General features: G+C 65.3%; 15 protein-coding genes. 8 read left to right on the top strand and 7 right to left on the bottom strand.

Annotated features, from left to right (window positions below; translation table 11 throughout):
* Positions 1-54 precede the first annotated feature (54 nt).
* Positions 55-867, bottom strand: coding sequence for an oxygenase MpaB family protein (locus tag OG205_RS34745; RefSeq protein ID WP_330272142.1), 813 nt, complete (start codon positions 865-867; stop codon positions 55-57).
* Here OG205_RS34745 and OG205_RS34740 point away from each other — a divergent pair.
* Positions 866-1312 carry a PPOX class F420-dependent oxidoreductase gene (locus OG205_RS34740; RefSeq protein WP_330272141.1) on the top strand — a complete coding sequence of 149 codons (447 nt, stop codon included), beginning with the start codon at positions 866-868 and terminating at the stop codon, positions 1310-1312. The genes OG205_RS34745 and OG205_RS34740 overlap by 2 nt on opposite strands.
* A gap of 88 nt (positions 1313-1400) precedes the next feature.
* On the top strand, positions 1401-1883 hold the full coding sequence (locus OG205_RS34735) for a hypothetical protein (protein ID WP_330272140.1): 483 nt from the start codon (positions 1401-1403) through the stop codon (positions 1881-1883).
* On the opposite strand, the gene OG205_RS34730 is transcribed toward OG205_RS34735, so the two are convergent.
* Genes OG205_RS34730 through OG205_RS34720 form a run of 3 tightly spaced genes read right to left on the bottom strand, consistent with a single transcriptional unit; the run spans position 1873 to position 8758 of the window.
* A complete protein-coding gene (locus OG205_RS34730) occupies positions 1873-6306 on the bottom strand; it encodes a DNA repair ATPase (protein WP_330272139.1) in 4434 nt (1477 codons plus the stop codon). The two genes, OG205_RS34735 and OG205_RS34730, sit on opposite strands and share 11 nt — an antisense overlap.
* Entirely contained in the window at positions 6303-8228 is a 1926-nt protein-coding gene (locus tag OG205_RS34725; RefSeq protein WP_330272138.1) for a flotillin family protein, read from the bottom strand. Before OG205_RS34725 ends, OG205_RS34730 begins: the two co-directional genes overlap by 4 nt.
* Before the next feature lie 2 nt (positions 8229-8230).
* Entirely contained in the window at positions 8231-8758 is a 528-nt protein-coding gene (locus tag OG205_RS34720; RefSeq protein WP_330272137.1) for a hypothetical protein, read from the bottom strand.
* Between the two features lie 92 nt (positions 8759-8850).
* Here OG205_RS34720 and OG205_RS34715 point away from each other — a divergent pair, with 92 nt between their 5' ends.
* Both OG205_RS34715 and OG205_RS34710 read left to right on the top strand, forming a co-directional pair.
* On the top strand, positions 8851-9648 hold the full coding sequence (locus tag OG205_RS34715; protein ID WP_330272136.1) for a TIGR03619 family F420-dependent LLM class oxidoreductase: 798 nt from the start codon (positions 8851-8853) through the stop codon (positions 9646-9648).
* Between the two features lie 11 nt (positions 9649-9659).
* Positions 9660-10568, top strand: coding sequence for a CobW family GTP-binding protein (locus OG205_RS34710; RefSeq protein ID WP_330272135.1), 909 nt, complete (start codon positions 9660-9662; stop codon positions 10566-10568).
* Positions 10569-10570: 2 nt separating this feature from the next.
* Here OG205_RS34710 and OG205_RS34705 read toward each other — a convergent pair whose 3' ends face one another.
* Both OG205_RS34705 and OG205_RS34700 read right to left on the bottom strand, forming a co-directional pair.
* Positions 10571-11593 (bottom strand): serine hydrolase domain-containing protein, encoded by a 1023-nt coding sequence (locus OG205_RS34705; RefSeq protein ID WP_330272134.1) that lies wholly within the window; start codon positions 11591-11593, stop codon positions 10571-10573.
* Positions 11590-12708, bottom strand: a complete 1119-nt coding sequence (locus OG205_RS34700; protein ID WP_330272133.1) for a serine hydrolase domain-containing protein — start codon at positions 12706-12708, stop codon at positions 11590-11592. Before OG205_RS34700 ends, OG205_RS34705 begins: the two co-directional genes overlap by 4 nt.
* Positions 12709-13447: 739 nt before the next feature.
* Here OG205_RS34700 and OG205_RS34695 point away from each other — a divergent pair.
* Together OG205_RS34695 and OG205_RS34690 are read left to right on the top strand one after the other, a co-directional pair.
* Positions 13448-14758 (top strand): tyrosine-type recombinase/integrase, encoded by a 1311-nt coding sequence (locus OG205_RS34695; protein ID WP_330272132.1) that lies wholly within the window; start codon positions 13448-13450, stop codon positions 14756-14758.
* Positions 14759-15257: 499 nt separating this feature from the next.
* Positions 15258-15851, top strand: a complete 594-nt coding sequence (locus OG205_RS34690) for a hypothetical protein (protein ID WP_330272131.1) — start codon at positions 15258-15260, stop codon at positions 15849-15851.
* On the opposite strand, the gene OG205_RS34685 is transcribed toward OG205_RS34690, so the two are convergent.
* On the bottom strand, positions 15848-17005 hold the full coding sequence (locus OG205_RS34685; protein ID WP_330272130.1) for a hypothetical protein: 1158 nt from the start codon (positions 17003-17005) through the stop codon (positions 15848-15850). The genes OG205_RS34690 and OG205_RS34685 overlap by 4 nt on opposite strands.
* Positions 17006-17154: 149 nt before the next feature.
* Between OG205_RS34685 and OG205_RS34680 the strand changes: the two genes are divergently transcribed.
* Both OG205_RS34680 and OG205_RS34675 read left to right on the top strand, forming a co-directional pair.
* The gene (locus OG205_RS34680; RefSeq protein WP_330272129.1) at positions 17155-17349 is read left to right on the top strand and encodes a hypothetical protein; all 195 of its coding nucleotides are present in this window, start codon (positions 17155-17157) and stop codon (positions 17347-17349) included.
* A gap of 104 nt (positions 17350-17453) precedes the next feature.
* Positions 17454-18230, top strand: a complete 777-nt coding sequence (locus OG205_RS34675) for a DUF5753 domain-containing protein (protein WP_330272128.1) — start codon at positions 17454-17456, stop codon at positions 18228-18230.
* Positions 18231-18280: the final 50 nt, after the last annotated feature.

The raw sequence follows: 18280 nt of genomic DNA, 5'->3' as shown, positions 1-18280 counted from the left end.
ATTCGTGCGCAATGCTACGGACCTGCGGCGATGATCGACTGTGATGTATGACAACTACGGAAGTCTCGCTTTACTGGGTGTCACATGCCTGCCGTGCCGCTCGATCGCGCGCCTGAGATGGACGGGCGGGGCCAGTCTTCTGATCTTGCCCGGCACCATAAGTGCAGCTCGGCGCATCAATCGCAGCCACCTTTCGGCATGCGCATAGGGCTCGCGGCCGTGTAGTTCGAGCGCCCACTCGGGTAGTACCGAGTACGCCAGGTGGCCCACCAGAACCCTGTACACGGGCAGTCCGTGACGGAGCCACCCTTGCACCGGAGGGCCGTGCAAGAAGTCGTAGATCACATCAGAATCGGTCGTTCGACGTAGAAACGGACGCATCCGGTCGAAGTATTCGGCCATTTCGCGCCTGGATCCCGGTACTTCATCCGGGTGCAATCCGACCAAAGCGGCCGCAGATCGTTGTTCGGCGTAGTAGAGGTCCTTCTGCCTCCCGGACAGCCCGTACCCCGCACGGTCGAGCACTGTTTCGAAGCAGGAAACCTCCGAGCAATGAACCCAGAGCAGCAGTTCGGGCTCGTCGACGCGGAACGTCCTGCCGTCGACGACGCCGCGCAGGCTGCGGTGCGTGGCCCGCACCCGTGCCGCCGCGGTGGCGATCTCCTCGTCGGTGCCGTAGACGCCGAGGTCGACGAAATCCGCCGTGCGCTTGAGCCTGCCGAGCGGATCTGCCTGGAAGTTCGAGTTCTGCACGACACCCGCGACCGCGCTGGGGTGTAGTGCCTGCAGGTAGAGGCTCGCGATTCCGGCGATCCACATCGTCGGATCCGCGTGCAGCTGCCAGCTGACGGAGTTCGGATCGGGCATGCGGACATCGTCCCGTCTCGCCAGGATGAAGACCATGGAACTGGACCAGGCACGGGAAGTGCTCCGCAGCCAGCACCGCGCGGTGTTCTGCGCGATGAAATCCGACGGCACGCCGTCCATGTCACCGGTGCTCGTCGCGTTGGACGACAACGGTGATGTGCTCGTCTCCACGCGAGCCACCGCCTACAAGACGAAACAGGTCCAGCGCGATCCGCACGTCTCGTTGTGCGTGCTGCCGGACAGCTTCTTCGGGCGCTGGATCCAGATCAACGGCACCGCGACGGTCGTGCCGTTGCCCGAGGCGATGGACCTGCTGGTCGAGTACTACCGGACGATCTCCGGCGAGCACTCCGACTGGAACGACTACCGGGCGGCGATGGAACGTGAGCAGCGCGTGATCCTGCGGATCTCGCTGACCAGCGCGGGGCCTGACAGGACGGGCTGATTTCCCGATCCCGTAACACCGTTAGCGGGCACAACGATTCCACGGGGACGGCGGCTACCGGGCAGGCGGAACCTGGGGAGCGAGAGCGATGACTGGTGTCAGACGCCGCGGCTACTTCACAGCCGCGGTCGCGGTGATGGGCGCTGCCCTCGTCGCGGCCCTGTTCACGACGCCCTCGGACAAGCCCGTCGACATCCGCCTGGTCGCGCCGCCGCCCCTGCCACCCGAGATCATCACCGCGACCGCCACGACCACCGTCTCCGCGATCGGTGCCGAGCGGCCGCCGCCTCCTCCCCCTCCGCCACCGCCCCCCGGCGTCAACCCGCCGCCCCGGCACCGGCCCGATCACCGGCCGCCGCCTCCGCCTGCTCCCGGCGCGTCCCAGCCCAACCTGTTCGACATGCTGCGCTGCGACTCGAAGCTCTTCGGCGACGAGTTGAAGCGCTGCCTGGAATGGCCGATGAGCAACGAGTTCTGCGATCTTCTGAAGAAGTACCAGCTGCAGCCGGTCGACCTGCGCGGGCCGGACGGCAAGCCGTTCGTGCTGAACTGCGACAAAGCTAGGCCTTGAGCTCCCTGAGCCTCGCGAGGTTCGCTTCCGCCAGTGAGCCGAGCAACTGGGCCTCGCCGAGGTAGTGGTCGTCGATCAACGCCTCGACCTCGGCGTCGTTCATCGCCGGCACGATCCTCGCCGCCATCCTGATCATGTTGCGATAGCTGCCCTGCAACAGGAACGGCTGCCCGGACGGGTCCGCGGCCGATGCGATGTAGGCCTGGTTGACCTTGAGCACGACCTGCTGGATCCGTTGCAGCTTCCGGACCACGGACAGCATCCGTTCCAGCTCGACGGTCTCGTGGTCGTGCCGGACGCTCTCGCCGTTCGCCAGGCGCACCAACGGTTCCACGTCGACGCCGCCCAGCGTCGGGTTCGAACCGGACGCGTTCTCCAGGTAGCTCAACGCGAACAGCGCGTCGCGACCGGACAGCACGTCACCGAGGTTCCACACGTCCGCGCGGTTCGCGAGCATGTCCGGGACTCGGAACGCGCGGCCGGTCTCGGTGTACGGGTTGCCGGCCATCGACACCGCGAAGCGCTTGCCCCGCAGGTCGAACGTGCGTGCCTCGCCGTCCCAGACGCCGTCCACCCGTCGTTGGGCGTCGCAGAGCGAGATGAACTTCTGCAGCAGCTCCGGTGAGGTGTGCTGGATGTCGTCCAGGTGCAGGAGAACGTTGCTGCCCAGGGCGAACGCGAAGTTGATCCGCTCGACCTCCTGGCGCGCGGTGGCGTTCGGTGCCTCCTCCGGGTCGAGCGAGGTGACGCCCGTGCCCAGCGCCGGGCCGTTGACCTTGACGAACACCATGCCCAGGCGGTTCGCGACGTACTCCATGAGCGTCGTCTTGCCGTAGCCGGGAGGGGAGATCAGCATCAGCAGGCCGGTGCCGTCGTTGAGCTGCTTGGAGAGGTTGTCGCCGATCAACGGCAGGTAGACCTCGTTCAGCAACCTGTTGCGCACGAAGGTGTTGAGCACGGCAGGTTTGTAGTCGTCGAGCCTGAGCCTGCGGCGTTCCTCGGCCAGCAACTCGTCGCGCTGGCGCTGGTAAGCGCGGAAGGCGGGCACCTGTACGGCGTTGAACGTCCTGAGCCTGGTCAGGGTCTCGTCCAGGCGCAGGTCCATCGACTGGTCGTGCACGCGCGGGTGCGTGCCGAGCAGGCCGGTGACGGTCTCGGTCAGCGACGCGCTGGAGTCGTAGCGCGGCAGGTCGGTCAGCAGGATCGCGACGACCTCGGGGAACTCCGGGCAGTCCTCGTCCTTGAGGAACGCGTTCAGCCACGCCTCGATCAGGTCGCGGTCGTGGAGTTCCTCGGTGACGACCGCGCGGAACCTGTCGATCACCGCGCGGGCGGCCTTGCTGGTGACGAATCCCCTGGGCTCGCAGGCGAGTTCCTCGAACAGGTACTCGGCGCTGAGGTCTTCGAGCCCGAACTGCCCGGTGAGCTCCGGAATTCCGTGCGTGCCACCGAAGATCGTGCGGGCGCGGGCCAGTGACTCGGCCTTGCGCGTCCACACCGCGCGTTGGTCTTCCGGCTGTTCGGACCAGAAGATCTGCGCCTTGGCCCTGGCCGCCGGCGGGTACCGGAGCAGGCCTGCGCCGGCGTGCAGTCGTTGCAGGACAGCAAGGATCTTCTCGGCGTCGTGGTCGTGGACGCCCTTCTCGTAGCCCTCGTCGTAGCGTTCCGCGGCGGCGTTCGTGACGTCGGTGCGGCCTTCGGCGAGCAGGCATCCGGCGAGGTGTTCGGACCGGTAGACGTCCTGCGTCTCGGAGACCAGCAGCTGGTCCCAGAACGCGGTGGTCTTCCCGAAGTCCGGGTCGGTGACCTCGCTGCGGTAGTCGGTGCCGGTGACCGCGTAGTAGAGGCGACCGTCGCGGGGCACCAGGGTGAGGTTCATCGGCTCGGTCGTCACCGGGAAGCGATGACGACCGAGCACGATCGACGCGCCGTCGTACAGATCGGCCCGGTCCCGCAGTGCCCGGCCTCCCTCTTGCCGGGCATCGCGCAGACTCGCGTCGAGCTCGTCGGCCCGGACGTCGCCGAGTTCCCTGAGTTGCTCGGCGACCGTGCGGACCTTGGCGACCATCGGGTCGCCGGCGAAGTACGTGTTGATCTCGTCGGTCGAGGTCAGCTTCCCGACGCGACGGCGGATCGTGCCGAGCACCCGTTCCGCGGACTGCACGAGCCGGTCGGCCTTGCGGGCGCGTTCGTCGAGCAGCGTCTGCTTGCGGGCGGAGAAGGCTTCGTAGACGTCCGTGCGCTTGGCGCCGACCTGGGCGAGGAAGTCGTCGAACTCGCCGAACCGCGACTCCAGGTTCTCCAGCTGCAGCAACAGCCTGCCGAGTTGGTCGTCGCAGCGCTGCGGGGTGTCCGCGACCGACAACGCGCCGGTGATGGCCTGGCCGAGCAGTGCGAACTCCGCGGCGAACTCGGCGCGGCCCTCGGCGTTCGCGAGCTGGGCTCGACGACCGTCCACAGTGGCCCGTGCGCGGTTGACCGCGGCCAGTACCTCGCCGATGCTCGCCAGGATCTGCGTGCGGGTCGTCGTGTCGGCGGCGTCGAGCGTGCTGACGACCTCGGTCAGCACCTCCAGTCCGGTCTGCTGCTGCGCGAGGCGTTCGCGCAACGGCTTCGCCTCGGACGCGGTCTTCAGCTCCGTGGCCGCGATCTGGTCGATCTCCTCGTGGTACTGGGAGAACGCGCCCTCACCGCTGAGGAACGCGACAGCCCTGCGCGCGGACGCGCCGAGTTCCTCGACCAGCTCGGCCTCGCGGCGGTCGATCTCTTCGAGGTCGACGTACTTGAGGTCCTTGAGGGTGATCAGCCGGCCCTGGGCGGACCGCAGATCGGCCAGCAACCGCACCCACTCGTCGGCGCTTCTGGGCGCGGCCGACCTGGCGAGCCTGACCAGTGAGGCGAGCTTCTCGCCGGCCGTGTGGAGCTGCTGGGCGGCGTGCTCGGTGAGCGTGCGGACGGCCTCGAACTCGTCCAGCACCTGTTCTGCCGTGGCGCGCACGGCCTGGACGTCCTGCTTGAGGCCCAGTTCGTCGAGCCAGAACACGCCGTCGATCACCCTGGTGCACAGGGCGATCAGGCCCTCGAACACCGGCGCACTCGGCGTCATCTCGGCGCTCATCCTGGTGATGGACAGGCAGTCCGAGATGCCGCGGACGAGGTCGGCGTTGCCGATGCGGGCGAGCGGGCCCGCCTGGTCCGGCAGCACCTCGTCGTGGACGAACGGCGTGCGCCACACCTGCATCGGGTGCACGCGCACGGCCTCGGAGCTGGTCTCGCGGAAGACCACCAGCGTGCCGTCGGCGAAGAGCGAGTAGCCGTGGCAGGTGATGGGCGTCGCGACTTCCTTGCGGATCACGTTGTAGGGCAGCAGAAGGCTGCGACCCTCACGCCGGGCGTGGTAGACGAACAGCACGTCCTCGCCGTTCGCGGAACGGACGACCCGCTCGAACTCCAGCTCGTCGGTGTCGACGTCGAACGTCTTGTCCGCGCCCGTGACCAGGTAGTAGCCGCCGGGGAAGATGATCCCCTGGTCCTCTGGCAGGCGCTGGCAGGCCTGCCCGATGCCGTCGAGCCTGGTGACCTCCTTGGTGCGGGTGTTGAACACCAGGTGCCGCCACGCCGTTTCCTTGTACGGCAGGATTTTGAGGAGGATCAACGGGCCGACGCGGGCATAGTGGATCTCGGCGTCCGCAAGACTCTGCAACGGCTCGTCGACGGGCTCTTCGTAGACGCCCTCGCCCGACTCGGTGTTGTCCTCGATCTTGACGGTCAGCGTGCCGCCGACCGTCTCGACGAAGACCTCGTTGTCGATGGCGATGTGCGGGTGCCGGCCCAGCACGTGCTGCTCGCGGGTCGTCTCGACCCACGTGAAGTCGTGCGAGGGCGGGAAGACGTGGTCCCGGTCGCCGCGGTTGTCGACGTACGTGACCGTGCCGTCGACCTTGACGTCCCAGCGCAGGACGCGGAGGTCCTCGATCTGCTCGCCGGTCTGGAACACGGCGAGCAGCCGCGACTCGACCGTGCGCAGCTGGAGCAGCCGCGTTTCCCGGTAGTACCGGTACAGCTCGGCGAAGTCGTTGCGGAACCTCGGGTCCTGCAGGAACTCCGCCTCGACCGTGGCGAAGTCCCTGCCGTGCGCCGCGAAGACGTCGTTGACCGTCGTCTCGGGCTTGAGGCCCATGAAGACGTTGTAGCCGAACAGCATCACGTCGCCGAGCGCGACGATGTCACGCGGCACGCAGTTGTTCTCGGTCCGAATGCGTTCGGTGGCAACGAGTTCGAGGGCCGTGCTGCCGAACGTCTCGACGCGCCGGTCGTTCAGCGCCTCGGTGCTGCGGGCGAGTTGAGTGGCCTGCTCCGCCAGTCTTGCCCGCAGCACCTCGTAAGTTCCGGCGTCCAGTCCAGAAGGGTTGGACACTGTCATGCGTTCTGGCCGTTGTTCTTGGCCATCTGGGTCAGCGCGATCGCCGCGGCGATGTTCTGCGCGTCACCGGTGGTGAAGGAGCTGAGGATCTTGGTCAGGTCCTCCGGGAAGTTCGCCGACCCGTCCATCCACTTCGAGCCCAGCGCCTGCACCACGTCCGAGCCGCCGACGAAGGCGTCGACCTGCTTGCCCGCGGTGATCGAGCTGGCGATCCGGTCGAAGAACATCGTGTCGCCACCGATGATGTCGATGTCGGCCTTCTCCAGACCGGCCGCGAGCACCATGGCCTGGGCCTCGGCAATCTCGCGCTGCACGTCGATGCCCCTGAGCCGGATCTCCTTCTCCGCCTCGAGACGGAGCCGGTACTCCTCGTGCTCGCGGGTCGCGGTGTCGAGCGCGGCCATCGCCTCCGCCTTGTGCGACAGGCCTTCCGCCTCACCCTTGAGGCGTTCCTTGATGCCCTCGGCGTCGGCGAGCGCCTTCTCGCGGTCGACCACGGCCTCGGCGCGACCGAACGCCTCGGACGCGGCGGCGTCGCGTTCCTTGACCAGCGCGTCCGCCAGGCCCTTGGCCGCGGCCTCTGCCTGCGTGCCCTCCGCGAGACGGATCTTGGAACGGGTGTCCAGCTCGGCGGCCTTGTTGCGGGCCTCGGCGAGCACGACCTCCTCGCGGGCCTTGTGCTGCGCCGACTGCTCCGCGGCCTCGGCGGCCTTGATGTCCTTGACCAGCGACTCCTGCGCCTCGGCCTCGGCGCGGATGATGATCTGCTGACGGTCGCGCTCGGCTTCCTCGACCGCACGCAGGCGCTTGATGTTCTCCTCCTGCTCGGCCACCGTCTTCTCGACGGCGACCCGCTCGCGCACCAGGTCGGCGATCGCGCGGCGCTCGTGCTCGAGCTCCTTGTCCTTCTCGATCATGCGCAGCGACGTCTCGCGTTCGCGGGCGATGACCTCCAGCATGCGGTCCTTCTCGATGCGTTCGGTCTCGACGGCGATCACGCGCTCGCGGTTCTTCTCGGCGACGGCGATCTCGCGGGCCTTGTTCTCGGTCTGGATGCCGAGCTGTTCCTCGGTGCGGATGAAGGCGGTGTTGGCCTTGAGGCGTTCCTCGGCCTGAACCTTCTGCGTCTCGGCTTCCTGCTGTGCGCGGGCGGTCTCGATCGCGCGCTTCTGCTTGATCTCCGCGTCGGCCTGGCGCCGTTCGAGCTCGAGGATCGCCTCACGCGCGCTGACGTTCTGGCGCGTGATCTCCTTCTCCTCGTTGCGGGTGAACTCGTTGGTCTTGACGTGCTCGATCGCGGTCAGCTCGGTGATCTTGCGGATGCCCTGCGCGTCCAGGATGTTCGCCGGGTCGAGCTGCTTGAGCGGCGTCTGCTCCAGGTAGTCGATGGCCGCGTCCTCGAGGCTGTAGCCGTTGAGGTCGGTGCCGATGACCTGCACGATCCGGTCGCGGAACTCGTCGCGGTGGGTGTAGAGGTCGACGAAGTCGAGTTGCTTGCCGACGGTCTTGAGCGCCTCGGAGAACTTGGCGTTGAACAGCTCCTGCAGCGTCTGCTCGTGGCTCGCCCGCTCGGTGCCGATCGCCTGCGCGACCTTGATGACGTCCTCGACGGTCTTGTTGACCCGCACGAAGAACGTGATGCGGATGTCCGCGCGGATGTTGTCCTTGCAGATCAGGCCCTCGTTGCCGGCCCTTCGGATCTCGATGGTCTTCACCGAGATGTCCATCGTTTCGCACCTGTGCAGCACAGGCAGCACAACGGTTCCCGTGAACGTCACGTCGACCTTGCGCATCTTCGAGACGATCAGGGCCTTGCCCTGCTCGCACTTCTTGAAAAGTCTGCTCAGCGTGATCAGTGCCAAGATCAGCACGAACGCGCTCACGGCGATCAGCACGATCAGCCCCGTAGAGATCGCACCCATGTTCAGCCCCCTGTGGTGATGTCCACGACCCAGAAGAACTCGCCTTCTGCGTCGTAGTCGAAGATCAACGCGGTCTGTCCCGCCTTGAGATCGGTGCTCTGCGCCGCTCGCACCTGAACGACCGCCGTACCGCCGTCGTCGGCGGTCACCTCGGCCTGCCCGTACCGTTCGGTGACCCTGGTCGTCCTGACGATCGCGGTACGGCCCACGAAGTCGTTGCGGGACGCCGGTTTCTCCGGTTTCGTCCAGTTCTTGACCGGGATGAGAAGGATCTTCGTGACGAGCGCGCCCACGAGCAGCGACCCGGCGAGGATGGCGTACCGGAGCGAGCCCTCAGGCGTGAGCACCGTGCCGACCAGCGCGGCGAACCACGTGATCACGACGAACATCGAGATGGAGATCGGCATCACCGGGGCGTCGAAGTCCAGGCCCACCAACGCCACCGTGAGCCAGTAAGCCAGCACTATCAGCAACGAAAAGCTGAACACCACGGTCGGAAACGCCAGCGCGGCAGCCAGGAACTCGGTCATCATCGCCCCCCTTCTCGCCATTCTGATGCGCGAAGTGCCTGTTCCGTTGCACTTTCGGGAATGATCGATACAAATCGATGGTTGGCCCGACCATGGACATCGGGGTGCAGGGGCTCAACATCGGCGACCACGCGGGGCCGGACGAGACGCGGCGGCTCGCCCAACTGGCCGAATCGCTCGGCTATCGATCGTGGTGGGCGTCCGATCACGTGGTGCTGCCGTCGCCGCGCGTCGACCCGTCACCGTCCGAACCGGACGCCGTGATCGTGGATCCGCTGACCCACCTGGCTTATGTGGCGGCGGTCACGTCCACTCTGGAGCTCGCGACCGGCATCGTGATCCTGCCCCAGCGCAACCCGCTGGTGCTCGCGAAGCAGGTGGCGTCGCTGGACCTGCTCAGCGGCGGCCGGTTCACGCTCGGCGTCGGTGCCGGCTACCTCGAGCCGGAGATGACCGCGGTCGGGGTGTCGTTCGACGACCGCGGCGCGCGGACCGACGAGTACCTGGACGCGATGGACCAGCTCTGGCACGCGCCCTCGCCGGCGTTCGCGGGCAAGTTCGTGTCGTTCTCGGGGGTGGACGCGCATCCGCGGCCGTCCAACGTGCGCGTGGTCGTGGGCGGACACAGCGCCTCGGCGTTCCGGCGGGCCGTGACCCGTGCGCAGGGCTGGTTCGGCATCGGGACACCCGACGACATCCGCGGCCATCTGGCCCGGTTCCCCTCGCGCCCCTCGGAGTTCCGGATCAGCGTGTCCGCACCGGTGCCGCTGACGGCGTCCGTGGTGCGGGAGTACGAGGACCTGGGCGTGGACGAGCTGGTGATCTACCCGCCGATGTTCGACGGCACCGTGGACGAGGTGTTGCGGCGGAACGCCGAGTTCACCGGCTAGCCTCGGACGTCGTGATCCCCGTCGTCGTGCTCGCCGGCTTCCTCGGTTCCGGCAAGACCACCCTGCTCAACCACCTGCTGCGCACGTCCGGCGGCACGCGGATCGGCGTCGTGGTGAACGACTTCGGGCAGATCAACATCGACGCGTTCTCCGTCTCGGCCCAGGTCGACTCGATGGTGTCGCTGTCGAACGGCTGCCTGTGCTGCGCGGTCGACGGCACCGAACTCGACGACATGCTGACCCGGCTGGCCGCGGCGGACCTGGACGTCATCGTGATCGAGGCGTCCGGGCTCGCCGAGCCCGCGGCCATGGTCCGGATGGTGTTGCAGGCGCCAGGGGTGTCCTACGGCGGGCTGATCTACGTGGCCGACGCGGTGGAGCTCGATGCCGTACCTCATCTGGAACGCGATCTCGCGATGGCCGATCTGGTGGTGCTGAACAAGGTCGACCGGGTTTCCTCGTTGCCTTCGCTGCCGTGTTCGGCGCCGGTGCTTCCGGTTACCTATGGGCAGATCGATCCGGCATTGCTGTTCGAGGTGCGGCCGCCGGACCTGGGGCCGCGACAGCTCTCGTTCGACGACCTGGACGACCACTCCACGCACGCGCACGCTTCTTTTGACAGCGTGTCCTTCGAGTCCGCGGACCCGTTGCACCCCAAGCTGTTCATGGACTTCCTGGGCGCGCGGCCGGAGGGTTTGTTCCGCGCCAAGGGTTTCGTGCGGTTCCCGCTCGGCACGTTCATGCTGCAGACCGTCGGCGCGTACGTCTCGTTCACGCCGGTCGACGACGCCCCGACGCAGCTGGTGCTGATCGGGGCGGGCATCGATCCGGAAGCGCTGACGGACTGGTTGCTGGCGTGCGTGGCGGACGAACCGGTGACCGAGCAGGACATGCTCTGGGTCCTCCGGTACGCCCGCTGACGTCACTTCTTGCAGAGCGCGGTGTCGATCACGTCGAACACCTGCTGGAACTTCTTCGCCGGATCGTCGCCGAACGTGCCGGGCAGCGCGGTGAGCGTGACCGCCGCGCTCTTGCCGCTGTCGGTGGCACCGCCCAGTGACGCCCAGCCGTGGATCGACCCGCCGTGGCCCCACCAGACCCCGCCGCAGCTGAGCTTGGTGCTCTCCAGCCCGAGGCCGTAGGCGCTCTTCTCGTCGACGGTGACGGCCTTGCGCATCTCGTCGAGCTGCGCCTTCTTGAGCAGTCCGCCCTGCATGAGCGTCTTGAAGAACTTGGCGACGTCAGCGGGCGTGGAGACCATCGCGCCGGATGCCCACGCGGCGGACGTCTCGATCTCCGTCGCGTTGACCACCTCGGACTTCGGGTCGAGCAGGTCGCTCAGCGCGTAGGCCTGGGCGTGGCGGCCGCGGATGCGCTGCTCGCCCTGGTTCGGCCAGTACGTGTCCTTGAGGCCCGCCTTGGTGATCACTTGCTGGATCGCCTCGCCGACCGGGCGTCCGGTCACCTTCTGGATGAGCAGCCCGGCGACGACGTAGTTCGTGTTGCTGTACTCGTACTTCTCGCCCGGCTGGAAACTCGGCGGCTTGGCCAGCGCGACGTCCAGCAGGTCGTGCGGCGCGAAGTACCTGTCCCGGATGTCGGCGATCTTCGGGACCCCGACGTCGAGCACGTAGTCCGGCAATCCGCTGGTGTGCTGCAGCACCTGGCGCACGGTGATGCGGCCGTCCTTGATGTGCGGCACGTACTTGTTCGCGGGCCCGTCCAGCTCGACCTTGTTGTCGGCGACGAGCTGCAGCGTCGCGACCGCCACGAACGACTTGGTGATGCTCCCGATGCGCACCTGCCCGTTGACCGGCGCGTTACCTCGCGCGAGGTCGTGCCCGTTCACGTGCGCCTCGACGCCGGGCGTGCCGTCCTTGACGATCTGGTCGAGTTGCTGGGGGACAAGAAGAGTCAGCGCCGTGAGCGCCGCGACCGCGATCACTTGGCACCACACAGAGCAGCGTCCACAGTGGCCAGAACAGCGTCGTGCGCCTTGCCGGCTTCCTCGGGCGTGTCCTGGAAAGTACCCGGCAACGCCGTCACAGCAACGGAGAACGCCCTGCCACTGTCAGTGACACCGCCCCGCGTCTCGTAACCGTGGATGTCACCACCGTGACCCCACGACCGTCCACCACAGGACAGCGGCGCACTAGCGATGCCAAGCCCGTACTCGACGCCCGGCCACATCTCACCGGCGGTGTCGACGGTCTTCTTCATCTCGTCCAACTGCGCCTTCTTGACGAGATCACCCTTCAACAGACCGCGGTAGAAGGTGTTGAGGTCCTTGGTGGTGGAGATGATCTGGCCGGCCGCCCAGCCCCAGCTCGGATCGAGCTCCGTGACGTCCTCGATCCCGTTGCCGGTCCTGGCATACCCGTGCGCGTGCTTGCCCTTGATGGTCTCGTCACCAACGCCGGGCCAGTAGGTGTCGTTGAGGTTCAGCTTCCGCACGATGCGCTGGTCGACGTTCTCCGCGACCGGACGCCCGGTGGTCTTCTGGATCAACAGGCCGAGCAGCACGTAGTTCGTGTTGCTGTACTTGAACTTCGCGCCAGGCTCGTTGGTGACGGGGTTCGCGTTGCCGATGTCCAGCAACTCGCGCGGCTCCAGGTAGCGATGCCGCACCTCCTCGAACTTGTCCAGCCCCAGGTAGTTCGTGTAGTTCGCGAGCCCGCTGGTGTGGTTGAGCAACTGCCGGACCGTGATCCGGTCGTCCTTGATCGCGCCGGGCAGGTAGTGGTTGATCGGCTTGTCGAGCTCGACCTTCCCTTCACCGACGAGCTGCATGACCACCGTGGCAACGAACGCCTTGGTGTTGGACCCGGCCCGCACCTGCCCGTTCTTGGGGACAGGCGTCCGCTTGTTCAACTCGGCCGTACCCGAGGTGTAGGCGCTCGCCCGCCCGTTGGCCTCGGTGATCGTCGCCAGCGCCGCCGGGAACTCGTGCTGCTTCGTGAGCCCGTCGAGCTGCTTCTGCACGTCACTCGCCGGCGCGGCCATCGCCGTCCCGGTGAACAACATAGCCGCTGCCAGCACTCCTACCAGCGTCTTCTTCATCCTGTGCCTCCCCTTGCCGTGGTGAGGACAGATTGCCAACCGCGTGCCCGGTGCCGCAGTCACGCACGCTTCCGTTCTCAGGGTGGAGCAGGCTCTACCTCGGTAGCGAACGTCGCTCTGCAGCAGCGGCGGGTAGACGCCCGAGGCCTCGCCGTTCAACGTCGTCCCGGCGAACTGCAACATCGGCCGCAACTCACCGTGGGGCCGGCGGGATAGTTGAGCTCGGGCTGCGAGACATAGCTGCGCCTGAGCCGTCCCCCAGCAGGCACGTTGGAGAACCCGATGCGCCCCACCTTGCCCGATCCCACCAGATCGTCGAGGGGTCCGCATGGTCTCCTCGATCAGGGTGTTCCGATTCCCAGTTGTGCATCCAGCAGAGGTCGGGGTGGTCGGTGTTCGGGCGCCTCAGTACCCGCTGCCGATTCCTTGCCTGATCCTCTCCGCAGCTGCTTCTTGGGCATGGTCCGGCCGCGGAGGTGGTGCGTCAATCGTGAGGTTGGCAACCCGGAGGACATGCGGAGGTGGAGATCGGTAGGCTGTCCCGGCGAGGGCTGCTAGCTCAATTGGCAGAGCAGGAGACTTTTAATCCACAGGCTTTTGCCACTCCAAAGTGGATAGTCAGATAGATCAACATTGCTCTCACCTGCATAGATATCCGCCCACGGCCTCGCTCGTTCTGGTGTTCGAATGGATCTTGTCCTGCCGTTTGTCCTGTAAATCCGGCGTACCGTGCCTGTTCATGGGCAGGAAGAAGCTGGTCAAGGACCTCACCGGCATCCGCAAGCGTGGCAACACCTATCAGGTGCGCGTGTACGGCCTCGGGCAGGACAAGGTCACAGGCAAGGACATAGTCCTGTCAGGACAGGCCCCCACCGAGGACGAGGCGATCAAGCTGCGCGATTCGTTCCGCGCGCAGATCGCCACGAAGAAGACCAGCCGCAGCAATGCCAAATTCGGCGAAGTCCTGGATGAATGGCTATCCGGCCATGACATAGAAGAGACAACGCTCAGCGGATACAAGATGTACGTCCGTAGGTATCTCCGCCCAGCATTTGGCGATGTCACCCTAACTCGCCTTCTCCAGCTCGGGCCGAAAGCCTTCGAGGACTTCGCCACCGATGTGAAGAGATGCCGCCGTCGCTGCAAGCCACGGGTCAAGCTGATCGATCACCGCACCGAGAGGGATCACAAGTGCGATGATCGATGCAAGCCGCACACTTGTAAGCCGCTCGGTCCATCATCTATCCGCCAGATTCACGCTGTGATGTCCGGTGCACTGAACGCGGCTGTCCGCTGGAACTGGATCGCCTTCAACCCTGTAGACGCCGCAAAGAAGCCAAGGGCGCCTCGACCGAATCCCGATCCTCCGACTCCCGAGCAGGCTGCACTCCTCGTCAACAAGGCATGGGAAGAAGACGAACAGTGGGGCACTCTGGTTTGGCTCACGATGGTCACTGGGCTTCGCCGTGGCGAGCTGCTCGCACTCCGCTTGCCACGGATCACCTTCGACCACGCCAAGCCCGATCCGCACAATTGCGAGACTGAAGGATGTCGCGCTGTTGTGGAAGCGCGCACCAATATCGTGATTCGCGACGGGAAGCTGATCGAGAAAGAAACCAAGTCACACCAGATTCGGCGGATCAGCGTTGACCCGACTACCACCGACCTGCTCGCCACATGGATTGAGCGTGTGCGCGCTCGCTGCGAAGCAGCAGACGTCCCAGTCACGAACGAGACTTTTCTCTTCTCCTACGCCGCTGGACACGACCGGCACGCAGACCCCGACGGCGTCACACATCGGTATTCGCGGATGGCCGCAGGCCTGGACTTGAAAACCCATCTGCACGAGCTGCGGCATTACAGCGCGACAGAGTTGCTCACAGCCGGCGTGGATCTCCGAACCGTCGCCGGTCGCCTCGGCCACGGTGGCGGCGGTGCAACAACACTGCGCGTCTACGCGGCATGGGTTCCAAGCGCAGATAAGCAGGCCGCGGACCTATTGGCGTCTCGCATGCCAAGTCGACCACTTCGGGAACGTGGGTCAGACTGACACCTCCGCTTGCCTCAATCTCCTGCGTCCGCAACATGCCACACTGCAGGCGCATGACCTGACCTGCAGTTAGACGTTCCTTACCCGCGGCCAACGTGTTCGCTGTTCCGATCTCGGCTACACACAAAAGATCATCACGCAGGACTCCCCGATGGATCTTGCTTCGATCCTGCACGAGTCCTGGACACCCAATCCCTGGACTTACCGCACGAGACAGGCAAACTGGTATCGATTGTTAAGAGACAGTCGAAAAAGTTACGCCACCTACTCGCCGGCTTCAAAGGGAGTATTTTATGAAGTCACCGAGCCATCGACCCCACACACCCGAACTCGCCTTGTACATCACCAGATTCGGAGCGCTAGTCTCCGTCCTGCTTTTCATCGCATATCTCCTGCGCGCAGGCTACCCAATTGAGGTCGTCGGAACAGCAGCGTTCTTGTTGACTACCACCGCAATCCAGATTGGTGTTCAATTATTTCCGTGTCGACGGGCAGCTAAATGACAGAACCAAACGAAGCGAACGACGATCGCCAACAGATGTCCGATGCCCTGCTTAGCGCCGAACTGTCCTGGAATATTCAGGAATTCAAGGGGGCCGCCCGGCAGCTACGGAAAGAAAAGGGCATGTCGATCCAGAAGATCACTAGCCTCCAACTGCCCAAATCCACAATATGGGCGAACTTCGATAATGGCAACGGCAAGCCCAGCAACGCCAACCAGGTACGGTTCTTCGTACGAGCATGTGGCGTTTCAATGAGCGAAGAGGATCGATGGGTCACCGAATGGGAGAGGAGCGAAGCAGAGAGGCCTCCTTCTGTGTCGACCCTTCCCCAAGGAGATATTGCCAAGGCGCAACATTACTTGCGCGCGATGATGCGCCTGACCGACGTTGCTACACACCAAACGTTGAGAACTGAAGAGACCATCGAGACTCTCAGTCGCATCGCGGCCATCGTGTACGGAACAGCACCACCGCCAGCCGTCGCCTCGGTTCCACATAATTTGCATGAAGTGAAGCGTGACCTACAGCAGCTGGTTAACAACATTGATTCCATCAAGAAATCCACCCAAAACCTGCTCGGCCTCATTTAGACAGCCAGACGATCGAGACGCCTGCGTTGACGCACTGAACCTATCTGTGCTGCCAGCAGCCGCGCGCGTTCTGCGTGCGCGGCCGCTTCGTCGTTTTGCCCCGAGCCCCGATGCACTTGAGCGAGGTCAACCCGAAGCGTGGTCTCTGCACGCGCGAAACTGGAGTCAAGCCGCCGTAGAACGTCGGAGAGAACATCGATCGCCTCGGGCGCTCCGAGCCGCGCAAGTGCATTGCCCCGCCAGCGCGCGAGATGTGTCGAGTCGAAGACGAGGTATGGGACCTCCGGGCTGTCCGTGTGGCTGGGCATCGAGCGCAACGCCTCATCAAATGCGCGCATGCTCGCCGGATGGTCGCCATTCGCCGCACATGCCTCGCCATGACCAGCGGTCAACCACGAGTAGAGCAGCCTCGGGACTCGCCCTCTGGCGATTGTGCGTGCGTAGTCCGTCAGCTCGACTGCAGCGCACGTCTCGCCGATGTCGTGCAACACGACGGCTTGGCCAGCACACGCGTAGGCCTCAAGTTCGCACGAACGCGCCTCCCGCGCGGCCATTCGCGCCACGCTGTAGTGGTCCCATGAATCGCTGACTTCGCCCTGATCCAACGACTGCCATCCGGCGAGTGCGGAGGCGTCAACAAGCACCTCGGCGAGACTTGACCGGATCGGTTGACTGAGGACGTCACGGAGTGCGCGTTCCATCTGAGCGATCTGCGCACGCAGCTCGCCGAGCAACGCGGACGCGCCTAATCGGCGATCAATCACGCGGGTGATGTCAAGCTTCTGCCGCAGTAGCGAGACAGTGTGCATGTCGAGCTTCCGCCCGGCTGCGATCCTCGCGCGTAGACCAAGATCAGCATCCGTATAGGCTGACTCGGCCTCCCCTGCCGGTGCTAGCAACCGCTCCACCGGCACGCTGAGCATTTCCTCAAGCAGGCGCCTCGTTGACTGGCGTACGGGTCCCAGCGGCTTGCCGTCAGCTCGAACGCCCGACGCGAACCGTTGCACGTGACGAGCACTCAGCGTGGCATCCATCCCGCGTTCACGCGCGAACTTCTCGGCCGCCTCGCTGAACTCCTCGGCGGTTTGCCGCCGCTGCCGAAGCAGGTCGCCGAACAGCGTTCCTGGCTGCCCGTTCTGATGCCGCGGACTCATGGGCTGACCTCTCCGTCTCGCCAATGTCAGCGCCGATGAGTGTAGGTCGCAAGAAGTCTCTTTAGGTCTCTTCCTGGTCATTTACACCCGATCTGCCGTCCAAGAGGCTGATGTTGGCGGATTTGAGGTCTACGGAGGCGGTGACGGGCATGGTGTGGGACGAGACGGGAATCTTGCTGTTCCTCCTCTGGCTGGTGCTGCCTCCCCTCTACGTCGTGCTGCTCGGCAGGCACTACCTCCGTCGCTGCACTGACGCCGCACAGAAGGCTGTGTGGGCGCGTGAAGAGCTGCGCAAAGCACTTGAAGGCGTCCAAGCCATTCTTCGAACCAGCGCGAGGAACTAGACATGCCAAAGAGGACTTCCACCGCGCGTGGACGGGAGTTCGGCGCCGGCGTCCGTGCGGCCATCGCGGATGCAGGCCTGACCTCGCGCGCGGTCGCCGAGATCGTGGACTGGGATGAAGCGAAGCTCTCGGATGTGGTGACCGGCAAAGGCGGAGCGAGTCAGCTCGAAATCGCGACGTTGCTGGGCGCCTGTCGAGCCAAGGCCGCTGAGGTCGCCCACCTGCTGTCGCTGTATCCGAAAGCGCACATCAAGGGGTGGTGGCAGCAACACGGCGCCTGTGCGCCCGTCTGGCTCCGCACCGCCGTCGAAAACCTGGCGGTGGCCGAGACGCTGACGAGCTGGCACACGCACACAGTGCCGCTGCTTCTTCAGACGGTCGACTACATGCGTGAGGTGTTACTCGCTTCCTCCACGGCGCCAGAGGCCGAGGTGCAAGATCGGGTGAAAGCGCAGCTCGCGATGCAGGAGCTACTTCGCGGCGGCAAGAAGTGCACGTTCTTCATCCACGAGTTGGCGCTGCATCTGCACGTCGGCGGTGCCGAGATACACGCCGGACAGCTGCTCCATCTCCTGCTCATGGCGAAGTGGGCGAACACCACGATCCGGATCGTGCCCGCCGCACTTGGCGCGCATCCGGGCACGGCTGGGCCGTTCACCCACATGACCTTTGCGAAGTACGAACCGCTGGTGTGGGTGGATACCGAGAACTCCAGTCTCTTCGCCGAGGCGAAGGACGCGATCACGGGCTACGAGAAGGTCATTCGCGCACTCGACGCGAAGAGCTTGGACGAGGCCGCTTCCAAAGCGCTGATTGTCCGTCTGTACGACGCCATATGTCCTCCCGGCGACGACGCGGTAAGGCGTAAGTCTGTCTGTTGAGGACACGAAAGCCGCCAGCCTCCGGACTCCGTCTCACACAACCGGGGTTG

It is taken from the genome of Lentzea sp. NBC_00516 (assembly GCF_036346835.1).
GTDB classification, from domain to species: Bacteria; Actinomycetota; Actinomycetes; order Mycobacteriales; family Pseudonocardiaceae; genus Lentzea; species Lentzea sokolovensis.
This window is presented reverse-complemented; position numbering and strand designations above follow the sequence as displayed.

Bases quoted from the DNA above. Each gene is read 5' to 3' on its own strand.
- OG205_RS34680 (WP_330272129.1), top strand. From the start codon at position 17,155: ATGGTGTGGGACGAGACGGGAATCTTGCTGTTCCTCCTCTGGCTGGTG.
- OG205_RS34700 (WP_330272133.1), bottom strand. From the start codon at position 12,708: ATGAAGAAGACGCTGGTAGGAGTGCTGGCAGCGGCTATGTTGTTCACC.
- OG205_RS34745 (WP_330272142.1), bottom strand. From the start codon at position 867: ATGCCCGATCCGAACTCCGTCAGCTGGCAGCTGCACGCGGATCCGACG.
- OG205_RS34685 (WP_330272130.1), bottom strand. From the start codon at position 17,005: ATGAGTCCGCGGCATCAGAACGGGCAGCCAGGAACGCTGTTCGGCGAC.
- OG205_RS34690 (WP_330272131.1), top strand. From the start codon at position 15,258: ATGACAGAACCAAACGAAGCGAACGACGATCGCCAACAGATGTCCGAT.
- OG205_RS34695 (WP_330272132.1), top strand. From the start codon at position 13,448: ATGGGCAGGAAGAAGCTGGTCAAGGACCTCACCGGCATCCGCAAGCGT.
- OG205_RS34725 (WP_330272138.1), bottom strand. From the start codon at position 8,228: ATGGGTGCGATCTCTACGGGGCTGATCGTGCTGATCGCCGTGAGCGCG.
- OG205_RS34730 (WP_330272139.1), bottom strand. From the start codon at position 6,306: ATGACAGTGTCCAACCCTTCTGGACTGGACGCCGGAACTTACGAGGTG.
- OG205_RS34715 (WP_330272136.1), top strand. From the start codon at position 8,851: ATGGACATCGGGGTGCAGGGGCTCAACATCGGCGACCACGCGGGGCCG.
- OG205_RS34740 (WP_330272141.1), top strand. From the start codon at position 866: ATGCGGACATCGTCCCGTCTCGCCAGGATGAAGACCATGGAACTGGAC.
- OG205_RS34735 (WP_330272140.1), top strand. From the start codon at position 1,401: ATGACTGGTGTCAGACGCCGCGGCTACTTCACAGCCGCGGTCGCGGTG.
- OG205_RS34720 (WP_330272137.1), bottom strand. From the start codon at position 8,758: ATGACCGAGTTCCTGGCTGCCGCGCTGGCGTTTCCGACCGTGGTGTTC.